This is a genomic window from Pseudomonas sp. Z4-7 (assembly GCF_051131965.1).
Classification (GTDB): Bacteria; Pseudomonadota; Gammaproteobacteria; order Pseudomonadales; family Pseudomonadaceae; genus Aquipseudomonas.
In genome coordinates, this window is the sequence record NZ_CP071642.1 from 16,940 (window position 1) to 36,813 (window position 19,874).

A 19,874-nucleotide genomic window follows, 5' to 3' on the forward strand; every position below is an offset into this window, starting at 1 on the left:
TTGCGACGGCTTCGCCGCCGAGCGGGAGCAAGCTCCCTCGCCACAGATGTTCCATTTAGCCGGGTGACTACATCTGCGTCGCCATCCCCTCCACGTTCATCGCTGCTTGGCGCAACGCCTCCGAGCGAGTGGGGTGAGGGTGGCAGATCAGGGCGATGTCCTCGGCCGAGGCACCGAATTCCATCGCTACGCAGTACTCTCCGATCATCTCGCTGACGCTCGGGCCTACCAGGTGCACGCCGAGAATTTCGTCGGTGCGCTCGTCGGCCAATACCTTGGCGAACCCCTCGGTTTCATGATTGATCTTCGCCCGGCTGTTGGCGGTGAACGGAAATTTCCCGACCTTGTAGGCGCGGCCTTCGGTCTTGAGCTGCTCTTCGGTCCTGCCGACGCTGGCCAGTTCAGGACGGGTATAGATGACGTTGGGGATCAAGTCGTAATTGACCTCGCCGGCCTTGCCGACGATCTGTTCGATGCAGGCCATGGCCTCGTCTTCGGCCTTGTGCGCAAGCATCGGCCCGGACGTCACGTCGCCGATCACCCAGAAGCCAGGCGCTTCGGTGCGGTGGCGCTGGTTGGTGAGCATGCCGCGTTGGTCGGTCGCCAATCCTGCATTTTCCAGCCCCAGGCCCTGGGTATAAGGCCGACGGCCGATGGCAACCAGTACGTAGTCGGCGTCCAGGGTTTGCGCCTCGCCTCCGGCCGCGGGTTCAATTTGCAGTTGCACGCCGCTTGCCGAGGAAACGGCGCGGGTCACCTTGGCGCTCAGCTTGAACTGGATGCCCTGCTTGGCCAGGGCCCGCTGCAGGGTCTTGCCGGCTTCGCCGTCGACGCCTGGACAAATGCGATCGAGGTATTCCACGACGGTGACTTCGGCACCCAGGCGCCGCCAGACTGAACCGAGTTCAAGGCCGATGACGCCAGCGCCGATCACCACCAGGTGCCGAGGCACTTCGCTCAGGGACAACGCACCGGTGGAATCGAGAATGCGCCGGTTATCGATGTCGACGCCCGGCAGTGGCGTCGGCTCGGAGCCGGTGGCGATGACGATGTCCTTGGCACTCAGTTCAGTCTTGCCACCGTCCTCACCGGTGACGGTCACTTTGCCGGGGCCGCCGATATGGCCCCAGCCCTTGATCCAGTCAACCTTGTTTTTGCGAAACAGAAACTCGATGCCCTTGGTCAGGCCCGCGACGCTTTCATCCTTTTGTTTCATCATTTGCGCGAGGTCGAGGGTGGGGCTGACGTTGATGCCCAGCTGGGCGAATTCCGCGCCCTTGGCTGCTTCGTACAGTTCGGAGGCGTGCAGCAACGCCTTGGAAGGCATGCAACCGACGTTCAGGCAAGTGCCGCCGAGGGTGGCACGGCCTTCCACGCAGGCCGCCTTCAACCCCAACTGTCCGGCCCGGATCGCTGCGTTATAACCGCCGGGGCCGCCGCCCAGAATGATCACGTCGTAATTGCTCATTACCGTTTTCCTCATGCCTGGCAAAAAATTATGACCGTAATATGAGCGTTTTCGCGGATAACGGTCAAGGCTTAAGTCAAGCGTTCGCCGCAGGGTTTGCCATGAAGAATTCAAAACGGAAATTTCACAGCGTTGGTTATAAGGTAACGACATGTAACGGAGCGATGCGGTGACGTAGGCCTCGCGTGTCCGGTTCTCGAATGCCACAAGCACTGGAGTGACATGCAAGTCGATCTGGAAATAGACGGGGCACACGTGGCCGACTGGCCGCGCTTCCAGCGCGCCGCATTCCAAGGGCTGCGCTTGAAGCGGATCGCGCGCGTACTGGTCGGCCTCGTGGGGCTGGGGCTGGTGTCGGCGTTTTTCATCGGGCTTTTTTCGCCACAATCGATATGGCCGGCGTTGCTGGTGAGCCAAGGCGCGGCTTTATCGGTGCTGGTGGCCGGATTGCAATCGGCCTGGTGGATCACGCAATGGCGTAGCAAGGCGCTGCTGCCGGTTGTGGATATCCTGCCTGGCGAAGACGAGCCTGTTGATAACTCGGGTTGGTACGAGCGCCTGCTTGAGCGAATCAGCGCACGCTGGATCGGTCTGCTGCAGCAAATCGGCGGACCGCTTCTGTGGCTTGCCGGCTGGGCGCTGCTGTCGTTGCTGGTTCTGAAGCAAACCTGGGACTTGGCGTTGCCTGCCGCTTCGCTTGGCGTGGCGGCCAGCGTCGGCGCGGTGCTTTCGTTAGTGCTGGCGTTCGGGTTGCTGGTGTTCGAGCGCCAACTGGCTCAACAGTCGCCGATCGAATGGCCCGAAGCGGCGCCGCTGGCGCAACTGACACGGGTGCCGATCATCGTGCTGGTACTGGCTGCCGTGTGTCTGCTCTTCGCCGGGGATGCGTCCGTCTGGCCGGTGCGCCTGGCGGTGCTGATCGGTTTGTTGCCGGGCCTGGTGGCGGCGGAGTTGTTGCTACGCGCGCTGCTGGCGTTATTCAGCCCGCGCCGGAACACCCTGGAACCGACACTGCTGGGTCGCAGTGTGGTCGCCGATCTGCTGCGCTGGCCGCCGCGACCGCTGTTGGCCTTGCAGCATGAGTTGCACAATCGTTTTGGCATCGACCTGCGCCAGATCTGGGCGTTCAGCTACATGCGCCGGGCATTTTTTCCGGTGCTGGCATTGGTAGCGTTGATGGGGTGGCTGCTGACCGGCGTGCATGAGGTGCCGCTGCAAGGGCGCGGCATCTATGAACGTTTCGGCAAGCCGGTACAGGTCTTTGGTCCGGGCCTTCACGCTGGTTTGCCATGGCCGTGGGGCAGGGTATTGAGCGTCGAGAACGGTGTCGTCCACGAGTTGGCTACCAGCGGCGACGGCAAGACGGCCTCGGTCGCGGAAGCGGCAGAGGGACCGGCTCCGGCTATCGCCAATCGGTTGTGGGATGCCAGCCATGTGAACGACAAATCCCAGGTCATCGCCAGCCGTCGCGCGGATCAGCAGAGCTTCCAGATCGTCAACATGGACGTACGCTTCGTCTATCGCATAGGCCTGACAGATGCAGCAGCGCTGGCGGCGACTTACCACAGTGCGGATGTGCCGACGCTGATTCGCAGCACGGCCAGCCGCGTCCTGGTGCATGAATTTGCCTCGCGCACGCTGGATGGCTTGTTGGGTGCGGACCGTGTCAGCCTGGCGGAGGAAATCGGTCGCGCTGTACAGGCTGATCTGCAATCGCTCGACAGTGGCGTAGAGATTCTTGCGACAGTGGTCGAGGCGATCCATCCGCCGGCCGGCGCAGCGAATGCCTACCACGGTGTGCAAGCGGCGCAGATCGGCGCTCAGGCGTTAATCGCCCGCGAGCGTGGCGCCGCTGCGCAGCAGGTCAACCAGGCGCAACTGCAAGCCAGCACTGCCAACGACCAGGCCCAAGCCACGGCGCGAGAAATCAACGCCACTGCCCAAGCCGCCGACCTGCGCTTTCGCGCCGAACGCCAAGCCTACGCGACGGCTGGCCATGCCTTCGTGCTGGAGCAATACCTCGGTCAACTGAGCCAGGGCCTCGGCAGCGCCAGCTTGCTGATCCTTGACCATCGCCTGGGCGGCAACGGCAGCGCGCCGACCATTGACCTGCGCACTTTCACGCTGCCGGCGGATCCCGCATCGCCAAACCAACCTGTCCAGCCAGGAGCTGCCCATTGAGCCAGTCCTCTTCCCATGGTCATCACGACCATGCCGGTCACGATCACGGTCATGCCGGGCTTCATCACGGACATCACCATCATCATGGCGATCCGCAGCAAGCCGGCCCGTTTCCGTGGCGGCGGATGGGCTGGGCCGCGCTGCTGGTGGCGTTTGCCGTTGCGGCCGCCAGCCTGGTACAGGTGCGTTCGGGGGAGGCCACTGTCATTACCCGTTTCGGCAACCCGGCGCGGGTACTTTTGCAACCCGGCCTGGGCTGGCGCTGGCCGGCACCTTTCGAGGCGGCGATCCCGGTAGATCTGAGGCTGCGCACCACCTCCAGCGGATTGCAAGACGTCGGTACGCGCGACGGTCTGCGGATCATCGTCCAGGCCTATGTGGCGTGGCAGGTTCAAGGTGACCCGGACCATGTGCAGCGCTTCATGCGCGCCGTGCAGAATCAGCCGGACGAAGCCGCGCGGCAGATTCGCACCTTCGTCGGCTCGGCGCTGGAAACAACGGCGGCCAGTTTTGATTTGGCAAACCTGGTCAATACCGACGCCAGTCAGGTGCATATCGCCGATTTCGAAGCCCAGTTGCGCCAGCAGATCGAGCAACAATTGCTCGCCACTTATGGCGTGCGGGTTCTGCAGGTGGGTATCGAACGCCTGACGCTGCCCTCGGTGACCCTCACCGCGACCGTGGACCGCATGCGTGCCGAGCGTGAAACCATCGCCACGGAGCGCACAGCCATTGGCAAACGCGAAGCGGCGCAGATTCGCTCGGCGGCCGAACGCGATGCGCGGATCATGCAGGCTGATGCCACGGTTAAAGCAGCGAGTATCGAAGCGCAATCCCGCGTCGAAGCAGCTGAAATCTACGGCAAGGCCTATGCCGGTGCGCCGCAGCTTTATAATTTGCTGCGCTCGCTGGACACCTTGAACACCATTGTCGGCCCCGGCACCAAACTGATCCTGCGCACTGATGCGGCACCGTTTCGCGTTCTGGTGGATGGTCCACCCGCCCTGGAGCCTAAAGGTGGAACACAACCATGAGCGTGGTTCCACGTGGAACAAATGAACTGTCCAGCCCGTGGATTCAGGCCGGGCGTCTGGCGTTCCTTGCGCTTTATGCTGTGACTGTCCTGGCGGCTTTGGCCTGGGTATTTTCCAATGTGCGGCAAATTGATCCGCAGAGCCGGGCGGTGGTTTTACACTTTGGTGCGTTGGACCGAATCCAGAACGCCGGTCTGTTATTGGCGTGGCCGCGTCCCGTGGAACAGGTAATTTTGCTGCCGGCGGCAGACCGGGTGCTGGAGCGCCGGGTGGAAAGTCTGCTGCGTTCGGATGCGGCCTTGCAGGCTGATCGCGTCGCCAGTTTCGCCACGCCGGTCAGCGACGAACTCGCGGGCTCCGGTTATCTGTTGACCGGCGATGCGGGCGTGGTGCAACTGGATGTTCGGCTCTTTTACAAAGTCATCGAGCCTTATGCGTTTGTCCTTCAAGGCGAACATGTATTGCCAGCGTTGGACCGGTTGGCGACGAGAAGTGCGGTGGCGCTTGCCGCGGCGCGAGACCTGGACACCATTCTGGTGGCCCGCCCTGAACTGATGGGCAGCGATACCCAGGCCGCGGAGCGACGTGAACGCTTGCGTGGCGACCTGGTGCAGGGCATCAATCGGCGCCTGGCTGACCTGACCGCGACAGGGCAGGGCTTGGGGATCGAAGTGGTGCGGGTCGACGTGCAATCGAGCTTGCCGGGGCCGGCGGTGAGCGCGTTCAATGCGGTGCTGACGGCCAGCCAGCAGGCCGACAAAGCGGTCGCCAACGCCCGAACCGAGGCGGAGAAACAGACCCAGGCTGCCCGCGAGGAAGCCGACCGTGCGTTACAAGTCGCCCATGCCCAGGCCAGCGAACGACTTGCCAAAGCGTCGACCGACACAGCCTCGGTGTCGGGCCTGGCGAAAACCCAGGACAGCGATCCGCAGATGCTGCAGCGTCTGTACCGCGAACGCATGCCCGGGATTCTTGGTCGGGCTGGTTCCGTCACCACGGTCGACCCGAAAGACGATTCTCGTCTGATCATCCAGGGAGGCGGGCAATGACCGCGCAGACTATCAACATGCCGATGCTATCCACCGCCGAGCAGCGCGCGGCTGCTCGGCAACTGACCCTGGCGATGCTCGCCCTCGGCTTGCTTGCCCTGGGCCTGGCCTGGCGCGTCTGGTTGCCGGAGCAGGATACCGTCAGCCAACTGCTGTTGGGGTTTGCCTCGCTGTTGGTCGCGGTGCCGGTGATGCGCTCGGCCTGGTACAGCCTGCGTTATCCAAGCCTGCATGGGATTACCGATCAATTGATCGCCCTGGCGATGCTGGGGGCCTGGGCTACCGGCGACCTGCTGACGGCGGCGCTGTTGCCGATCATCATGATTTTCGGCCATGTGCTGGAAGAGCGCAGCGTCATCGGGTCCCAGGAAGCGATCGATGCCCTTGGCCAATTGACCCGCAGCCAGGGACGCAAAGTGCAGGCTGATGGCTCGATCATCGAAGTGGACAACGCTACGTTGCGACCCGGCGATGTGGTGGAGGTCCGCGCCGGCGACCGGGTGCCCGCCGATGGTCGGGTGCTGTCCGGCCAAGCGAGCCTCGACACCGCGCCCATTACGGGTGAGTCGGTGCCATTGGAGGCAGTGGCGGGTGTTGAAGTCTTTGGCGGCACGATCAACCTCGACGGTCTGTTGCGCCTGGAGGTGACCCGCACCGGCGATGAATCGACGCTGGGCAAAGTCATTGCGCTGATGCAGAACGCCGAGCGCTCGAAACCGCCAATCACTCGTTTGCTGGAACGCTACGCCGGAAGTTATCTGGTGCTGGTGTTGTTGCTGGCGGCGGTTACCTGGTTTGTCACCAATGACGCCCAGGCGATGTTGGCGGTATTGGTGGCGGCGTGTCCCTGCGCCTTGGTGTTGTCAGCCCCGGCGACGGCCATCGCCGGGATTGCGGTGGCGGCGCGCCACGGCATCCTGATTCGCAGCTCGGCTTTTCTCGAGGAGCTGGCGGACCTCACCTCGTTGGTCATCGACAAGACCGGGACCCTGACCTACGGCACCCTGCGCCTGCAATCGATCGAAAGTATCGCGGACGACCCTGCCGCATTGCTGCCATTGGCCGCGAGCCTCGGATCGGCCAGCAGTCATCCGGTCAGTCGTGCCTTGGCGGGGCTGGTGACAGCGCAAGATTATCTGCCGCTGACCGATATTCACGAACGCCAGGGGCTCGGGGTGGTAGCCATGACAGGGCAGGGGGAAGCCGCCCTTGGCCGCCCCGAATTGTTTGCCCGGTTGGGCATCGAGACACCGACGGTTCCCAGTCATGACGGCCCGATCGCCGGCCTGGCACTGGACGGGCAGTTTCGCGCCTGGCTGCTGCTGGCCGACAGCATCAAGCCGGAAGCGCGGGTGGCCATGACCGAATTGCGGGCGCTGGGGTTGGGACGCCAGTTATTGCTCACGGGGGATCGCCAGAGCGTGGCCGCCGCCCTGGCGCACGATGTCGGTATCAGCGAGCTGCAGGCACAGGCGCTGCCGGAGGATAAGCTTGACCGGGTCATGGTCGAAATCGACCAGGGTTTCCGTCCGATGGTGGTGGGTGACGGGATCAACGATTCGCTGGCGCTGAAAGCCGGTGTGGTGGGCGTGGCGATGGGCGCGGGCGGTGCCGATATCGCCCTGGCGTCGGCGGATATCGTGCTGATCGGCAGTGATCTGCGACGTCTCGGAACTTGCGTGCGGTTGAGTCGCCAATGTCGACGCACGTTGCAGGTCAACGTGATCATCGGCCTGGGCTGGACGCTGGCCATCGTCGCTTTCGCTGCGTTCGGCTGGCTCGGAGCAGCGGGGGCGATGATTGCCGCATTGCTGCATAACCTGAGCACATTGCTGGTGCTGGGCAATGCGGGACGACTGCTGCGGTTTCACGAGCCCTTGGCGAAGATCCAGCCGGGTAGCCGCTGACGACCCCCGAGCGAACTGTCGCCCGCACCCGCAGTCTCTAGCGAGAGGGCTCACCAATCCACGCAGGCACCGCTCAGGCGGTAGATGGAAGACGATAGAAAAAGGCTATAAATTCGATAGCCTGCTATTTTTCCATGATGGTCTACCCTCATTTCAGACGTCTGAAACAATCTGAAACATGGGGAGGTTATTACATGCTGGCTCAACTTCCACCGGCCTTACAGAATTTGCACCTACCGCTTCGGTTGCGGCTCTGGGACGGCCATGAATTCACGCTGGGTGCCGATCCCAGCGTCACGATTGTGGTAAAGGACCCACAAATGGTCGCGCAATTCACCCATCCCAGCCTGGATGCCCTGGGAGCGGCGTTTGTCGAAGGCAAACTCGAACTGGAGGGCTCGATCAACGAAGTCATCCGGGTGTGTGACGAGCTGAGCCAGGCTCTGGTGGACGAAGACGAGAGCCATCTGCCGGTGCGTGCGGTGCACGACAAGGAAACCGACGCCAAGGCCATCTCCTATCATTACGATCTGTCCAACGCGTTTTATCAACTCTGGCTCGACAGCGACATGGTGTATTCCTGTGCGTATTTCGAGACCGGCAGTGAAACCCTCGAGCAAGCGCAACAAGCCAAATTCCGCCATCTGTGCCGCAAGCTACGCCTGCAACCCGGCGATTACCTGCTGGACGTAGGATGCGGCTGGGGTGGGCTCGCGCGCTTTGCCGCACGGGAATTCGGCGCCAAGGTCTTCGGCATTACCCTGAGCAAGGCGCAGCTTGCGTTGGCGCGGGAGCGGGTAAAGGCCGAAGGCCTGGAGAACCAGGTAGAGCTCCAGCTTCTGGACTACCGGGACCTGCCCCAGGATGGCCGATTCGACAAAGTGGTCAGCGTCGGCATGTTCGAGCACGTCGGGCATGCGAACCTGGCGCAGTACTGCAAGACGCTGTACGGCGCGGTCCGTGAGGGTGGGCTGGTGATGAATCACGGGATTACCGCCAAGCACACCGACGGGCGTCCGGTAGGTCGCGGCGCGGGTGAGTTTATCGAAAAGTATGTATTCCCGAACGGTGAGTTGCCTCATCTGTCGATGATTTCCGCCGAGATCAGCGAAGCGGGGCTGGAAATTGTCGATGTGGAAAGCCTGCGCATGCATTACGCGCGCACTCTCGACCATTGGAGCGAGCGCCTTGAGGACAACCTCGAAGCCGCTTCCAGGGAAGTGCCGGAACAGGCGCTGCGGATCTGGCGTCTTTACCTGGCCGGCTGCGCCTATGCATTCGCCAAGGGCTGGATAAACCTGCATCAGATCCTCGCGGTGAAGGCCCACGCCGATGGTAGCCATGAGCTGCCCTGGACCCGCGACGACATCTACACGCCTTAAAGAATCGGCGAAATCAGCCGGGCGATCCGCATCCCGACCTTCTGCAGGCGGTGGGTTTCCCGGCTTTCCTGTTTGGCCACTTCGTGGGCCTGGGCGAAGTCCTTTTCGAGCATCTGCTCGACCTCGCTGGCAAAGGCCATATCGACGGTCAGCAGCATGACTTCGAAATTCAGCCGGAACGAACGGTTGTCCAGGTTCGCGCTGCCGATGGCGCTGATTTCCCGGTCGATCAGCACCACTTTCTGGTGCAGGAAACCCGGCTCATAACGAAACACCCGCACGCCGGCGCGCACCGCTTCGAACGCATAGAGACTGGACGCAGCGTAGACGATCCGGTGATCCGGTCGCGACGGCAACAGGATGCGCACATCCACGCCACGCAGCACGGCCAGGCGCAAAGCCGCGAAGACCGCTTCGTCGGGAATGAAATACGGCGTGGTTATCCAGATGCGTTCGCTTGCCGCGTGAATGGCTTCGACGAAAAAAAGCGAGCAGGTTTCGTAGGCATCGGCCGGACCGCTGGCCAGCAGTTGGCAGAGCACTCCATCGTCCGGATAAGCGTCCGGCAGGATCAGCGGCGGCAGGGAACGCGCGGCCCAGAACCAATCCTCGGCGAAGGATTCCTGCATGCTCGCTACCACTGGGCCGCGTACCTCTACATGAGTGTCGCGCCACGGTGCCAGGGGTGGTTTTTCCCCCAGGTATTCATCGCCCACGTTGTGCCCGCCGACGAACCCCAGGACGCCGTCCACGGCGACGATCTTGCGGTGGTTGCGAAAGTTGACCTGGAACCGGTTGAGCCAACCGCTGCGAGTGGCAAACGCTTTGACGTGAACGCCACCGTCGCGCAAGGCCTGGACATAACGATGGGGCAGGGAATGGCTACCGATACGGTCGTAAAGCAGATAGACCGCCACACCTTCAGCGGCTTTCTTCAGCAGCAACGCATGCAAGCGCTGACCGAGCCGGTCGTCGTGGATGATGAAGAATTGCACCAAGACCGCTTCGCGAGCACTCTCGATGGCTTGGAAAATCGCTTCGAACGTAGCTGGGCCATCAACCAGCAGACGCACCTGATTGTTTGCCAGACACGGCGTGCGTCCCAACTTCGGCATGGCTCGTAACGAGGCGTAGGCCTGGGACGCGCGAGCGGCCAGCGCTTCTTCGACCCAGGGGCGCCAGTTGAGCTCGGAGATCGCCTTGCGCATTTCCTCGTTGGCTTGTCGACGTGCCTTGATGTAGCCGTCGAAGGTGCTGCGGCCGAAGACCAGGTAAGGAATCAACGTCAGGTAGGGGATGAATACCAGCGACAGGGCCCAGGCAATCGAGCCCTGGGCGGTACGCACCGTCAGCACCGCATGGACGGCGGCGATGGAGCCGAGGGTATGGAGCAGCGCGATCAGGTAACCGAAAACATGCGGGCCAAAAAAATCCATGGGGCTGCCTTGCTCCTGAAACTTCAATGCTTAACAGACCATGTTCCAGGGCGAATGTCGCTATTTAATTCACTCGGCGCGGGTCTGAACCGAAGCCTGAAGGCGGCGTCTAACGGCCACTTGTCCTCTGGAGTTTGTGCAATGAATGTTCGTCTGCTGGGTTTGGCCTTGGCCGTTGGCTTGTCGGTTCCTGTGGCGGCTCAGGCGCAGATGCTTCAACCAGGCTTGTGGGAATTGACGACCAGCAACATGAAAGTCGACAACCAGAACCTGCCGGACCTTCAATTGATCCTTGGTCAACTGCAGAACCAGATGACGCCTGAACAGCGGGCTATGCTCGAAAAGCAGGGCATCACCATGGGGGGCAAGGGGATTCGGGTGTGCCTGACGCCAGCACAGGTGCAGACCAATGACATCCCGCTGCAGGATCCGCAATCAGGCTGCAAGCAGCAGATCACCGAGCGTACCGGCAACCAGTGGAAATTCCGCTTCAGTTGCCCGAAAGCCCAAGGCAACGGTATCGCGACATTCCAGAGCGATCGTGAATTCACCACCAAGGTCAATGGCACGTTCAACGCCACGGGTATCCAGCAGAACGGCAGCCTGGACACCCGCGCCGTATGGCTGGGGCAGGATTGCGGGACGGTCAAGCCGAGGGCTTGATCAGCGGCCTGTTATCAGGGCCGCCCCAGTGCCTCGTAGAGTGTGTTGAGGTTGTATTCGAAGAGACCGGTAAAGGTGCTGGCCGGTCCGCTGGCGGCGAGGGCATCGGAGTACAGCGTGCCACCGATGTGCGCGCCGCTTTCGTCGGCGATCTGCTTGAGCAGGCGCGCGTCCTTGATGTTTTCCATGAACACGGCTTTGACTTTTGCCTGACGAATCTGGGTGATCAACGCAGCGACTTCCGCGGCTGACGGTTCACGCTCGGTAGACAACCCTTGCGGCGCCAAAAACTCGATACCATAAGCCTGGCCCAGGTAACCGAACGCATCGTGGGACGTGACGATCTTGCGATTGCCCGGTGGCAACGCAGCGAACTTCGCCTTGGCTTCGGCGAGTAGTGCATAAATCTTCTTCAGGTACGCCTGGCTGTTACGTTCGTAGTCGGCCTTGTTCGCCGGGTCGGCCGCCTCCAATGCCTTGGTGATGTTGCCGACATAAAGCACGGCGTTGGCGAGGTTATGCCAGGCGTGTGGGTCGGGAATGGTCTCGCCATCTTCTTCCAGCGAGCGTGGAATCACGCCGCGGCTGGCACTGATGACCGGGGCACCGGTTTCGGTGCTGGTCACCAGGCGATCCAGCCACGGCTCGAAGCCCAACCCGTTCTTGATGATCAGTTTCGCCCCGAGCAATGCCTTGGCGTCGTCCGGCGTGGGTTCATAGGTATGTGCGTCAGCGTCCGGCCCCACCATGTTGGTGATCTGGACATGCTCGCCGCCGACTTGTCGGGTCATGTCGGCAAGGATGCTGAAGCTGGTCACCACCTTGAGTTTTTCAGCAGCAGACAGGGACATGGACAGCATCAAGCTGAATATCAGGAGCAGGGCGCGCATCAGGTAACACCTCATTGGGATGTAAGCAGGGGCGGGCGGCGCAGCAAGCCGTGCACCGGACCGAATACCACGGACAACAAATATGACGCGCCCGCCACCAGGACGATGGCCGGCCCGCTGGGCAGCGAAAAATAGAAGGACAACAGCAGGCCCAGCCACACCGAGAGACAACCGAGCAATGCAGCGACCAGCATCAACATCGGCAGGCGACGACTCCAGAATCGCGACGCGGCCGCCGGCAGCATCATCAGGCCGACCACCATCAATGCGCCGATGGCCTGGAAGCCGATGACCAGGTTCAGCACCACCAGGGTCAGGAATACGCCGTGTGCCAGTGGACCCAGACGGCTGACGGTTTGCAGAAACAGTGGGTCCAGGGTGTCGAGTAACAGCGGGCGGTAGATCAACGCCATCGCCACCAGACTGGCCGCCGAAACCCAGAGCATGCCGGTGAGTGTCGGGCCGTCCACGGCCAACGCCGAGCCGAATAACAGGTGCAGCAAGTCCAGGCGTTTACCGGCCATACCGAGGATCAACACCCCGGCGGCGAGGGAGATGGGGTAGACCGCCGCCAGGCTGGCATCTTCCCGCAGGCCGGTGCGGCGGGTGATCCACGCCGCCAGCCCGGCCATGCTCAAGCCGGCGCCCAGGCCACCCACCGTCAAGGCTGGCAGGCTCAGACCGGCGAACCAGAAACCCAGGGCCGCGCCCGGCAAGATGCCGTGAGCTACCGCATCGCCGATCAGACTCATGCGCCGCAGAATCAGGAACACGCCTAGCGGAGCCGTGCTGCATGCCAACACCAATCCGCCCAACAAGGCCCGGCGCATGAAGACAAATTCCTGGAAGGGCTGCCAGAAGTGGGTGGCGGTGAGCATCAAGCGACCTGCGTGTAAGGCGTCGGGGCGATCAGTTCGGCGCTGCGACCCAATACGCAGCCGGACGGATTGATCAGCAAGGTATGGGGAATGTGTTGATGCACCGCAGCCAAATCGTGACAAACCACCACCAGGGTGCGCCCTTGGCGATGCCATCCCTGAATGTTCTCCCACAGCAGCGCCTGGCCTTTTTCATCAAGGGCTGCGTGGGGCTCGTCCAGCAACAGGAGTGGCGCTTCGGTCAGGCTCAGTCGCGCGAGCAGGGCCCGTTGCAACTCGCCACCCGATAACGCCATCAGCGGACGGTGTTCCAGACCGCTCAGGGCCCAGTCATCGAGAACCGCCTTGAGTCGTTGGTTGCGTGCGGCAGGTTCCTGTCGATTACCCCAGGAACCTGCCGCCACCAATTCCTGCAGGCTGATGGGAAATTGCCGGTCCAGGTGCTGCTGTTGAGGCAGGAACGACACGCCGCCGCGCCGTTGAACGTTGAGCGAGACCTTCCCCGTCAGTGGCTTCTGTAACCCGGCGAGGACTTTCAGCAGGCTGCTTTTCCCTGATCCGTTGGCGCCAATGATTGCGGTCAGGCTGCCCTCCGGGCGCTCCATGTGCAGAGGTGGAGTGAGAGGGTGCCCGGGGATACCCCAACTCAATCCCTGGCAACGAATCATGAGTCCTCCCGTTGCCAATGGCTTTGGGCGACAGCATCGTGCGCGTGCAGGCTTTCCGCATGAACGACTCGTATGTCAAGGGAGGAAATCCAGGGCAGCGGCCTCAGCGCTATATTCAAGCGCCGCGCGGCATCTTCGCAGAACATAAGGTTCTGCCCATTGGCGAGCGCGAAGGCTTGCTCATCGACGCGTTTGACGGCGGTTTGGACAGCGGTGCCGAGCGCCGCCTCCGCCTCGTTGATCAGCGGTAACACCGGAAACTCATCGAGCTTGGCGTCCAAGCGCAGGTTCAGGATGGCGACGCTGCGCTGGCTATGAGGGGTGGCCACGATACCTTTCTGAGAACCTAGCCACGCGAGAACGTCAGCGTGCTCAAGGTTCGTATTCGCGAAATCGTCGAGGAATTTCTGCTGGATTAATTGCCGCGCCAGCGCTGCCGAACAAGGGCAAGTAGACGAATAAGGAATTTCGATTTGAAGTTCCACGTGGAACACTGAGTTTTTAAGGCGGGCTTCGATAACGATGGGATAACGCTTCCAGCCGGCTAGTGGGCTGATCAAAGCGGGGCGCTTGTACATCAGATCGGTGCGCAGAGTCAGTGAAGCACTCCGGGACAAACCTTCATGACTGTCCAGAAACTCTTGCAGGATCCGGCGTAGCAGGTCCGGAGAAAGCGCGGTGTCCTCAAGCTTTTCGAGTGCCACATACAAACGCGACATATGGATGCCACGCGCTTCGCCATCATCGAGACTGACGCCGGCGTCGGCAGAGGCGCTCAAACGCTGGCCGTCTACCAGCACCGGCACGGCGATACCGCACATGCCCACCCAATCCAGCGACATGGCTTGACGAGATGCCTGCGCAGCAATGTCCGGCAGAGTTAACGCGTTCATTTTCGAGGTCCATGAGAGGTTCGTTTTTAATGTTATAGTATAACAGTAAAATCGACGAGGCCTTTTTCATGAACAGAGTTTCATCTCGAAGTTCCACGTGAAACCTCAGCGTGAAGACTCCTGGCAGCCATTCATGCGACCGCATATAAAACTGCCTCTGGTGCCGCCAGAACTGGAAAAACGGTTGATCGTCGTCCAACCCACACGGCGACTGTATCCAACCCAGGCTTCGCCATCGGAGGCCAGTCCAGTGAAGAAGGTCAGTTGGCCGTATCGGCTGTTTGTCTGGGCCCAATAGCGGTGGCCAGCCACCTCGTATCCACGCAGATAAATCGTATTGCCAGTCGTAGCGACGCTGTAGGCATTGCCCTGTCCATCTACGCAGGCGAGCACATTGGCGCTTCGAGTGCAGTTGCCCGACAAAGCGCCTTGCGCTGATACGCCCATCGTTATCAGCAGCAGCGGCGCTGCGAACAGGTATTTGAAGAGGTTGAGCATTTATAAGAACCCAGATGCGGAAAAGGGTTGGCTGCATTCCAGTGTAATACTATAACATTAAAAAAGATGACCCCCTTAGCCGAACCGAAACCTGATACGAGCCACAAAAGCGGCCGCCCCGATGAGGATAACCCTGATGCCCAACCGTCTTCCCGTTACCGTGCTGTCCGGATTTCTCGGGGCCGGTAAAAGCACCTTGCTCAATCATGTGCTGCGTAATCGCGAGAACCTTCGCGTCGCCGTCATCGTCAACGATATGAGCGAGATCAACATCGATGGCAGCGAAGTGCAGCGAGATGTCACCCTCAATCGCGCCGAGGAAAGATTGGTCGAAATGAGTAATGGCTGTATCTGCTGCACGCTGCGCGAGGATCTTCTGGAGGAAGTGGGTAAGCTTGCCAGGGAAGGCCGCTTCGATTATCTGCTGATCGAATCCACGGGCATTTCGGAGCCGATGCCGGTCGCCGAAACCTTCACCTTTCGCGATGAAGAAGGGCGCAGCCTGGCGGACGTTGCGAGGCTCGACACGATGGTGACAGTGGTCGATGGCGTGAATTTCCTCAAGGATTACCAGGCCGCGGAAAACCTTTCCACCAGGGGCGAAACCCTCGGGGACGAAGATGAGCGCTCGATAACCGATTTGCTGATCGAGCAGATCGAGTTCGCCGACGTGATCCTGATCAGCAAGATTGATCTCATAAGCCGCTCCGAGCGGGAAGAGTTGAGCGCAATCCTGTCGCGCCTGAATGCCCAGGCGCAGGTTATTCCCATGGTCATGGGGCAGGTACCGCTGGGGCAGATCCTTGATACGGGCCGCTTCGATTTTGAACGCGCGGCGCAGGCGCCCGGTTGGCTGCGGGAGTTGCGCGGCGAGCATGTGCCCGAAACCTTGGAATACGGCATCGCATCGACTGCTTACCGCGCCCGTCGCCCGTTTCATTCCCAACGATTCTTCAACTTTATCGACCGCCCATGGACCAATGGCACGCTCCTGCGCTCCAAAGGTTTTTTCTGGCTCGCCAGCAAACATGAGGAAGCCGGCAGTTGGTCCCAGGCCGGCGGGTTGATGCGTCACGGGTTCGCCGGGCGCTGGTGGCGGTTCGTGCCGAAAAGCCAGTGGCCGCAGGATGAGGAGAGCATCGCCGCGATCATGAAAAGCTGGCTGGAGGCCTCCGGTGATTGCCGCCAGGAGCTGGTATTCATTGGTCAGAATATAGACTTCGCGCTGCTCGCCACCGAACTGGACGCTTGCCTGCTAACCGACGCGGAGATGAGCCTGGGCATCGAGCGCTGGCGGCAGTTGCCAGACCCGTTCGGCCCCTGGCATGACGAGGTCGCGGCGTGATGCTGGCGCCTCGTCTGAAGCAGCTGCGGCAGGTCCAGGGAGACACGCCGCTTACCTTCGCGCAGATTCTGGATGACGACACCAACCTGGCTGTATGGCAGCGTCACCTCCCGGCGCATATCAGCGATTTCGCAGTGATGCTGCTCTCGATGGGCCAACCCCTGGCCGAGTCGATGGTGCTTGAGCTACCGAGCGAGGATACGCAGCCTGCGTTGCATGGCCTTGCCGCGGGTTTCGGCGATCTGCACGGATATGAAGGGTTCGTCGCGGATGTCGCTTGGCTGGTCAGTGCGTTTGCGTGCCTCCTCGGTGCCCGGCGCGTCGGGCTGCGCTTGCGAGCGTTGGATACGGCGATGTGCCCACGTTTTCACGTCGACCATGTGCCGGTGCGGCTGATCACCACCTATGCCGGCGTCGGCAGCCAATGGCTCATGGAAGGCGTCATGGACCGTCGACGATTGGCCCAGCCTGAAGCAGAGCCTGCCGACGCGAGTCTGATTCAGCAGATGCGCAGCGGTGATGTGGCGCTGCTCAAAGGTGAAAAGTGGCAAGGCAATGAAGGTCACGGGCTGATCCATCGCTCACCGCAATTGGCGCCCGGCGAACGGCGTTTGATCCTTTCGCTGGATTGGCTGGCCTAAGGCTTGAGCCAGTGTCCCTGGCTTTGGCTTTCGCAAAAGGGTTTCAGGTAAGCCGCATCGGTGGCTACGCCGTAATAGTGAATATCCTGGCGATAAGGCATATTGGCGACTTGGGCGTCGCTGCAAATGCCAAATGCCCCGCCAGGGCACTGATCGACATACTGCACATCGACCTTCTGCCCGGCCAGGCTGGGTTGACAGAAGCCGTCGGCGAACAGTTTTTGCGGAATGTTGCGGTTTTGCTGGCAGACTCTGACATCGAGCCGTTCCGCCTGGCTGTGCACTACACACGCCTGGGCCAAGGCCTGGGTCGAGGTCAGCAGTAGTAACAGCCAACCGATCATTCGCATTTAAACCTCCGTCGAAAGCTATCGATCATGTTGCAGAACATACCCACCCATGTGATTGCCGGCCCTTTGGGAGCAGGCAAGACCAGCCTGATCAGGCAATTGCTGGCTCAGCGTCCGGCTGATGAGCGGTGGGCCGTGCTGATCAACGAGTTCGGCCAGATCGGCCTGGATGCCGCGCTGCTGACCCAGGCCGCCGATGGTATCGCATTGGGCGAAGTGGCCGGGGGCTGTTTGTGTTGCGTCAATGGAGCGCCGTTTCAGATCGGCCTTGGCCGTTTATTGCGCAAGGCGCGGCCGCACCGTCTGTTCATCGAACCCTCCGGGCTGGGTCATCCGGCGCAGCTCTTGCGACAGCTGAACGAAGCGCCCTGGCTTGGCGTGCTGACGATCCAGCCTTGTGTGCTGGTCCTGGATGCCCAGGCAATGGCGAACGGCAGGCTGTTGCCCGATGCGCAACGACAGGTCCTGGCTTACGCCGGGTTGCTGGTGCTGAACAAGTCCGAAGACCTTACCGACGCCGATCGCGTGGGCATTACTTCCCAATTGCCCGAGACTGCGCTGTATTGGACCCATCAGGCTGCGTTGCCGATTGATCGGCTGCCCGGCCTGGCGAATCGCGGCGACGGAGCTGTGGATAACTTGAATGTGCCCAAGAGCCTGGGGCAGATGCCGGCCATCTGGAGTGACCCGACGTTGCCGATCTGCCTGCATCAGCAGCAGGGCGAAAGCTGGAGTATCGGTTGGCGCTGGCATCCGGACCAACGATTCGACGTCGCGCAGTTGTCTCGATGGCTGCACGGCAAAGACTGGAAACGCGCAAAGATGGTTATCCACAGCGAGGGCGGTTGGGTTTCCGCCAATGCGTTGGACGCAGGGCCGCTGGAGTGGCAAGCGAGCGAGTGGCGACAGGATTCGCGAATCGAACTGATCTTCGCCGAACCACAAGACGTGGAACTCCTTCAAGCGGGCCTGGCGAGCTGCCGACACCCTTGAATCAGCCTCGTTTCAGGGCTTCCATTTGTTGTGTTCCTGACGCCACTGGCTCAGCTCGATAACCTCGGCCCGGGGCCGGGTCTGGACCGGTTCGATGGGCGCCTGCGCGGTTTCTTCGAACGGCATCGGATAGGGTGCCAGTTCGATGTGTGCACTGTGGGCGCCGAATTGAGTGATGGTGCCGGTATGACGCGTCTCGCCCGTCACTGTGAATTCGAAGTTATAGACACGTGCCAGGCGCCGTCGCCCGCTGCCGTCTTTCACAAACCCGATCTTGCGCAGCGCCACGTTGCCATCCAGAAGCTCGATCTTGAGATTAGCGCAGTGTTGCATGACCCTCGCCAGAGCCCGTTCGCGCAAGCCGTGGTTGTGCCACAGCCAGGCGCCACCGGTAGCCAGCAGCATCAGCACGAAAATGTTTCCAAGGGTCAGCATGAACGAAGTGCTCCAACAAGTTGCCGTCAGCTTAACTGCGTCGCCGGTCTGTCGTACAGGCTGCGTTTAGTCGCATACTGCGCCGCTTGAATTTCATTCGTTTTACGGAAGCTTCCTGCATGAAACGTACGCCTCATCTGCTTGCCATCCAGTCCCATGTGATATTTGGTCACGCCGGCAACAGTGCTGCCGTGTTTCCAATGCAGCGGGTCGGCGTCAATGTATGGCCGCTCAATACCGTGCAGTTTTCCAATCACACCCAATACGGGCAGTGGGCCGGAGAAGTGCTGGCGCCTGCTCAGATTCCACTTCTGGTAGAGGGGATCGCGGCCATTGGCGAGCTGGGCAATTGCGACGCGGTGCTGTCCGGTTATCTGGGCAGCGCTGCCCAGGGGCAAGCAATCCTGGCGGGCGTGGCGCGGATCAAGGCTTGCAACCCCAAGGCGCTGTATCTGTGTGACCCGGTCATGGGGCATCCGGAGAAGGGCTGCATCGTGGCGCCCGAGGTGAGCGAGTTTCTGCTGGAAGAGGCCGCTGCCGTGGCGGACATCATGTGTCCGAACCAGTTGGAACTGGACAGTTTTGCCGGGCGCAAGGCGCAATCATTGTTCGATTGCCTGGCCATGGCACGTGGGCTGTTGGCTCGTGGACCGAAGGTGGTGCTGGTCAAACACCTGGCTTACCCCGGCAAGCCCGACGACAGCTTCGAGATGTTGCTGGTCACGGCTGACGGGGGCTGGCACTTGCGTCGTCCATTGCTGGCGTTTCCCCGTCAGCCGGTAGGGGTAGGTGACCTGACCTCGGGGTTGTTCCTGGCGCGGATACTGTTGGGCGACAGCCTGGTGGCAGCATTCGAATTCACCGCTTCGGCGGTACACGAAGTGCTGCTGGAAACCCAGGCGTGTGCCAGCTACGAGCTGCAACTGATCCGTGCCCAGGATCGGATCGCCCACCCGCGCGTGCGCTTCGAGGCCACGCCTATCAGCCTTTGACGCATGCAAACTGAGGGGAGCGAGCCAGATTGATGTCTGGTGCCCCTGTGGCGAGGGAGCTTGCTCCCGCTCGGCCGGTCCGACGCCTCGGGCGCAGCAGTCGCGAAACCGGCTGATGCGGTCTGCCTGCAGGAGTGCCAGGGCCTGCTACGCAGGCCAGCGGGAGCAAGC

The 19,874-nt window shown here is 61.4% G+C and carries 19 protein-coding genes; 10 read left to right on the forward strand and 9 right to left on the reverse strand.

Annotated elements, in window-relative coordinates; all coding sequences use genetic code 11:
• Positions 1-67 precede the first annotated feature (67 nt).
• On the reverse strand, positions 68-1,468 hold the full coding sequence (gene lpdA / locus J3P91_RS00080) for a dihydrolipoyl dehydrogenase (protein WP_434602368.1): 1,401 nt from the start codon (positions 1,466-1,468) through the stop codon (positions 68-70).
• A gap of 222 nt (positions 1,469-1,690) precedes the next feature.
• Here lpdA and hflK (J3P91_RS00085) point away from each other — a divergent pair, with 222 nt between their 5' ends.
• The 5 genes from hflK (J3P91_RS00085) to cfaB all read left to right on the forward strand — a co-directional run bounded on the left by hflK (J3P91_RS00085) (position 1,691) and on the right by cfaB (position 9,021).
• Complete coding sequence (gene hflK / locus J3P91_RS00085; RefSeq protein ID WP_434602370.1) at positions 1,691-3,649, forward strand: protease modulator HflK; 1,959 nt, start codon at positions 1,691-1,693, stop codon at positions 3,647-3,649.
• The gene (hflC, locus tag J3P91_RS00090; protein ID WP_434602371.1) at positions 3,646-4,683 is read left to right on the forward strand and encodes a protease modulator HflC; all 1,038 of its coding nucleotides are present in this window, start codon (positions 3,646-3,648) and stop codon (positions 4,681-4,683) included. The genes hflK (J3P91_RS00085) and hflC overlap by 4 nt, the downstream gene beginning before the upstream one ends.
• The gene (gene hflK, locus J3P91_RS00095; protein ID WP_434570654.1) at positions 4,680-5,732 is read left to right on the forward strand and encodes a protease modulator HflK; all 1,053 of its coding nucleotides are present in this window, start codon (positions 4,680-4,682) and stop codon (positions 5,730-5,732) included. Before hflC ends, hflK (J3P91_RS00095) begins: the two co-directional genes overlap by 4 nt.
• Complete coding sequence (locus J3P91_RS00100) at positions 5,729-7,639, forward strand: heavy metal translocating P-type ATPase (RefSeq protein WP_434602372.1); 1,911 nt, start codon at positions 5,729-5,731, stop codon at positions 7,637-7,639. The genes hflK (J3P91_RS00095) and J3P91_RS00100 overlap by 4 nt, the downstream gene beginning before the upstream one ends.
• 194 nt (positions 7,640-7,833) lie before the next feature.
• A complete protein-coding gene (gene cfaB / locus J3P91_RS00105; RefSeq protein WP_434602373.1) occupies positions 7,834-9,021 on the forward strand; it encodes a C17 cyclopropane fatty acid synthase CfaB in 1,188 nt (395 codons plus the stop codon).
• Here the strand turns inward: cfaB and cls are convergent.
• Positions 9,018-10,457, reverse strand: coding sequence for a cardiolipin synthase (cls, locus tag J3P91_RS00110; RefSeq protein WP_434602374.1), 1,440 nt, complete (start codon positions 10,455-10,457; stop codon positions 9,018-9,020). The two genes, cfaB and cls, sit on opposite strands and share 4 nt — an antisense overlap.
• A gap of 141 nt (positions 10,458-10,598) precedes the next feature.
• Here cls and J3P91_RS00115 point away from each other — a divergent pair, with 141 nt between their 5' ends.
• Complete coding sequence (locus J3P91_RS00115; RefSeq protein ID WP_434570647.1) at positions 10,599-11,120, forward strand: DUF3617 domain-containing protein; 522 nt, start codon at positions 10,599-10,601, stop codon at positions 11,118-11,120.
• A gap of 14 nt (positions 11,121-11,134) precedes the next feature.
• On the opposite strand, the gene J3P91_RS00120 is transcribed toward J3P91_RS00115, so the two are convergent.
• The 5 genes from J3P91_RS00120 to J3P91_RS00140 all read right to left on the reverse strand — a co-directional run bounded on the left by J3P91_RS00120 (position 11,135) and on the right by J3P91_RS00140 (position 14,947).
• Complete coding sequence (locus J3P91_RS00120; protein ID WP_434570646.1) at positions 11,135-12,010, reverse strand: metal ABC transporter substrate-binding protein; 876 nt, start codon at positions 12,008-12,010, stop codon at positions 11,135-11,137.
• A gap of 11 nt (positions 12,011-12,021) precedes the next feature.
• Positions 12,022-12,888 (reverse strand): metal ABC transporter permease, encoded by an 867-nt coding sequence (locus J3P91_RS00125; protein WP_434602376.1) that lies wholly within the window; start codon positions 12,886-12,888, stop codon positions 12,022-12,024.
• Positions 12,888-13,556 carry a metal ABC transporter ATP-binding protein gene (locus J3P91_RS00130; RefSeq protein WP_434602378.1) on the reverse strand — a complete coding sequence of 223 codons (669 nt, stop codon included), beginning with the start codon at positions 13,554-13,556 and terminating at the stop codon, positions 12,888-12,890. Before J3P91_RS00130 ends, J3P91_RS00125 begins: the two co-directional genes overlap by 1 nt.
• Positions 13,553-14,449, reverse strand: coding sequence for a GTP cyclohydrolase FolE2 (gene folE2 / locus J3P91_RS00135; RefSeq protein WP_434602379.1), 897 nt, complete (start codon positions 14,447-14,449; stop codon positions 13,553-13,555). Before folE2 ends, J3P91_RS00130 begins: the two co-directional genes overlap by 4 nt.
• A 105-nt stretch (positions 14,450-14,554) precedes the next feature.
• Positions 14,555-14,947 carry a glutamine synthetase gene (locus J3P91_RS00140; protein ID WP_434602380.1) on the reverse strand — a complete coding sequence of 131 codons (393 nt, stop codon included), beginning with the start codon at positions 14,945-14,947 and terminating at the stop codon, positions 14,555-14,557.
• Positions 14,948-15,083: 136 nt separating this feature from the next.
• Between J3P91_RS00140 and zigA the strand changes: the two genes are divergently transcribed.
• Entirely contained in the window at positions 15,084-16,292 is a 1,209-nt protein-coding gene (zigA, locus tag J3P91_RS00145) for a zinc metallochaperone GTPase ZigA (protein ID WP_434602382.1), read from the forward strand.
• Complete coding sequence (locus J3P91_RS00150) at positions 16,292-16,933, forward strand: DUF1826 domain-containing protein (RefSeq protein ID WP_434570636.1); 642 nt, start codon at positions 16,292-16,294, stop codon at positions 16,931-16,933. The genes zigA and J3P91_RS00150 overlap by 1 nt, the downstream gene beginning before the upstream one ends.
• Here the strand turns inward: J3P91_RS00150 and J3P91_RS00155 are convergent.
• A complete protein-coding gene (locus tag J3P91_RS00155) occupies positions 16,930-17,283 on the reverse strand; it encodes an NADH:ubiquinone oxidoreductase (RefSeq protein ID WP_434570634.1) in 354 nt (117 codons plus the stop codon). The genes J3P91_RS00150 and J3P91_RS00155 overlap by 4 nt on opposite strands.
• Before the next feature lie 27 nt (positions 17,284-17,310).
• Here J3P91_RS00155 and J3P91_RS00160 point away from each other — a divergent pair, with 27 nt between their 5' ends.
• The gene (locus tag J3P91_RS00160; protein WP_434602384.1) at positions 17,311-18,276 is read left to right on the forward strand and encodes a CobW family GTP-binding protein; all 966 of its coding nucleotides are present in this window, start codon (positions 17,311-17,313) and stop codon (positions 18,274-18,276) included.
• A 12-nt stretch (positions 18,277-18,288) separates the two neighbouring features.
• On the opposite strand, the gene J3P91_RS00165 is transcribed toward J3P91_RS00160, so the two are convergent.
• Positions 18,289-18,711: a DUF3301 domain-containing protein gene (locus J3P91_RS00165; RefSeq protein WP_434570630.1), complete on the reverse strand. Its 423-nt coding sequence runs from the start codon at positions 18,709-18,711 to the stop codon at positions 18,289-18,291.
• Between the two features lie 119 nt (positions 18,712-18,830).
• On the opposite strand from J3P91_RS00165, the gene pdxY reads away from it, so the two are divergent.
• Complete coding sequence (gene pdxY, locus J3P91_RS00170) at positions 18,831-19,703, forward strand: pyridoxal kinase PdxY (RefSeq protein WP_434570629.1); 873 nt, start codon at positions 18,831-18,833, stop codon at positions 19,701-19,703.
• Positions 19,704-19,874: the final 171 nt, after the last annotated feature.

Excerpts from the sequence above, each read along its gene's own strand:
- cfaB (WP_434602373.1), top strand. The coding sequence starts at position 7,834 with ATGCTGGCTCAACTTCCACCGGCCTTACAGAATTTGCACCTACCGCTT.
- folE2 (WP_434602379.1), bottom strand. The coding sequence starts at position 14,449 with ATGAACGCGTTAACTCTGCCGGACATTGCTGCGCAGGCATCTCGTCAA.
- J3P91_RS00100 (WP_434602372.1), top strand. The coding sequence starts at position 5,729 with ATGACCGCGCAGACTATCAACATGCCGATGCTATCCACCGCCGAGCAG.
- hflK (WP_434570654.1), top strand. The coding sequence starts at position 4,680 with ATGAGCGTGGTTCCACGTGGAACAAATGAACTGTCCAGCCCGTGGATT.
- cls (WP_434602374.1), bottom strand. The coding sequence starts at position 10,457 with ATGGATTTTTTTGGCCCGCATGTTTTCGGTTACCTGATCGCGCTGCTC.
- J3P91_RS00120 (WP_434570646.1), bottom strand. The coding sequence starts at position 12,010 with ATGCGCGCCCTGCTCCTGATATTCAGCTTGATGCTGTCCATGTCCCTG.
- J3P91_RS00125 (WP_434602376.1), bottom strand. The coding sequence starts at position 12,888 with ATGCTCACCGCCACCCACTTCTGGCAGCCCTTCCAGGAATTTGTCTTC.
- lpdA (WP_434602368.1), bottom strand. The coding sequence starts at position 1,468 with ATGAGCAATTACGACGTGATCATTCTGGGCGGCGGCCCCGGCGGTTAT.
- zigA (WP_434602382.1), top strand. The coding sequence starts at position 15,084 with ATGCCCAACCGTCTTCCCGTTACCGTGCTGTCCGGATTTCTCGGGGCC.
- pdxY (WP_434570629.1), top strand. The coding sequence starts at position 18,831 with ATGAAACGTACGCCTCATCTGCTTGCCATCCAGTCCCATGTGATATTT.
- J3P91_RS00115 (WP_434570647.1), top strand. The coding sequence starts at position 10,599 with ATGAATGTTCGTCTGCTGGGTTTGGCCTTGGCCGTTGGCTTGTCGGTT.
- J3P91_RS00160 (WP_434602384.1), top strand. The coding sequence starts at position 17,311 with ATGTTGCAGAACATACCCACCCATGTGATTGCCGGCCCTTTGGGAGCA.
- J3P91_RS00155 (WP_434570634.1), bottom strand. The coding sequence starts at position 17,283 with ATGCGAATGATCGGTTGGCTGTTACTACTGCTGACCTCGACCCAGGCC.
- hflK (WP_434602370.1), top strand. The coding sequence starts at position 1,691 with ATGCAAGTCGATCTGGAAATAGACGGGGCACACGTGGCCGACTGGCCG.
- J3P91_RS00130 (WP_434602378.1), bottom strand. The coding sequence starts at position 13,556 with ATGATTCGTTGCCAGGGATTGAGTTGGGGTATCCCCGGGCACCCTCTC.
- J3P91_RS00165 (WP_434570630.1), bottom strand. The coding sequence starts at position 18,711 with ATGCTGACCCTTGGAAACATTTTCGTGCTGATGCTGCTGGCTACCGGT.
- J3P91_RS00140 (WP_434602380.1), bottom strand. The coding sequence starts at position 14,947 with ATGCTCAACCTCTTCAAATACCTGTTCGCAGCGCCGCTGCTGCTGATA.
- J3P91_RS00150 (WP_434570636.1), top strand. The coding sequence starts at position 16,292 with ATGCTGGCGCCTCGTCTGAAGCAGCTGCGGCAGGTCCAGGGAGACACG.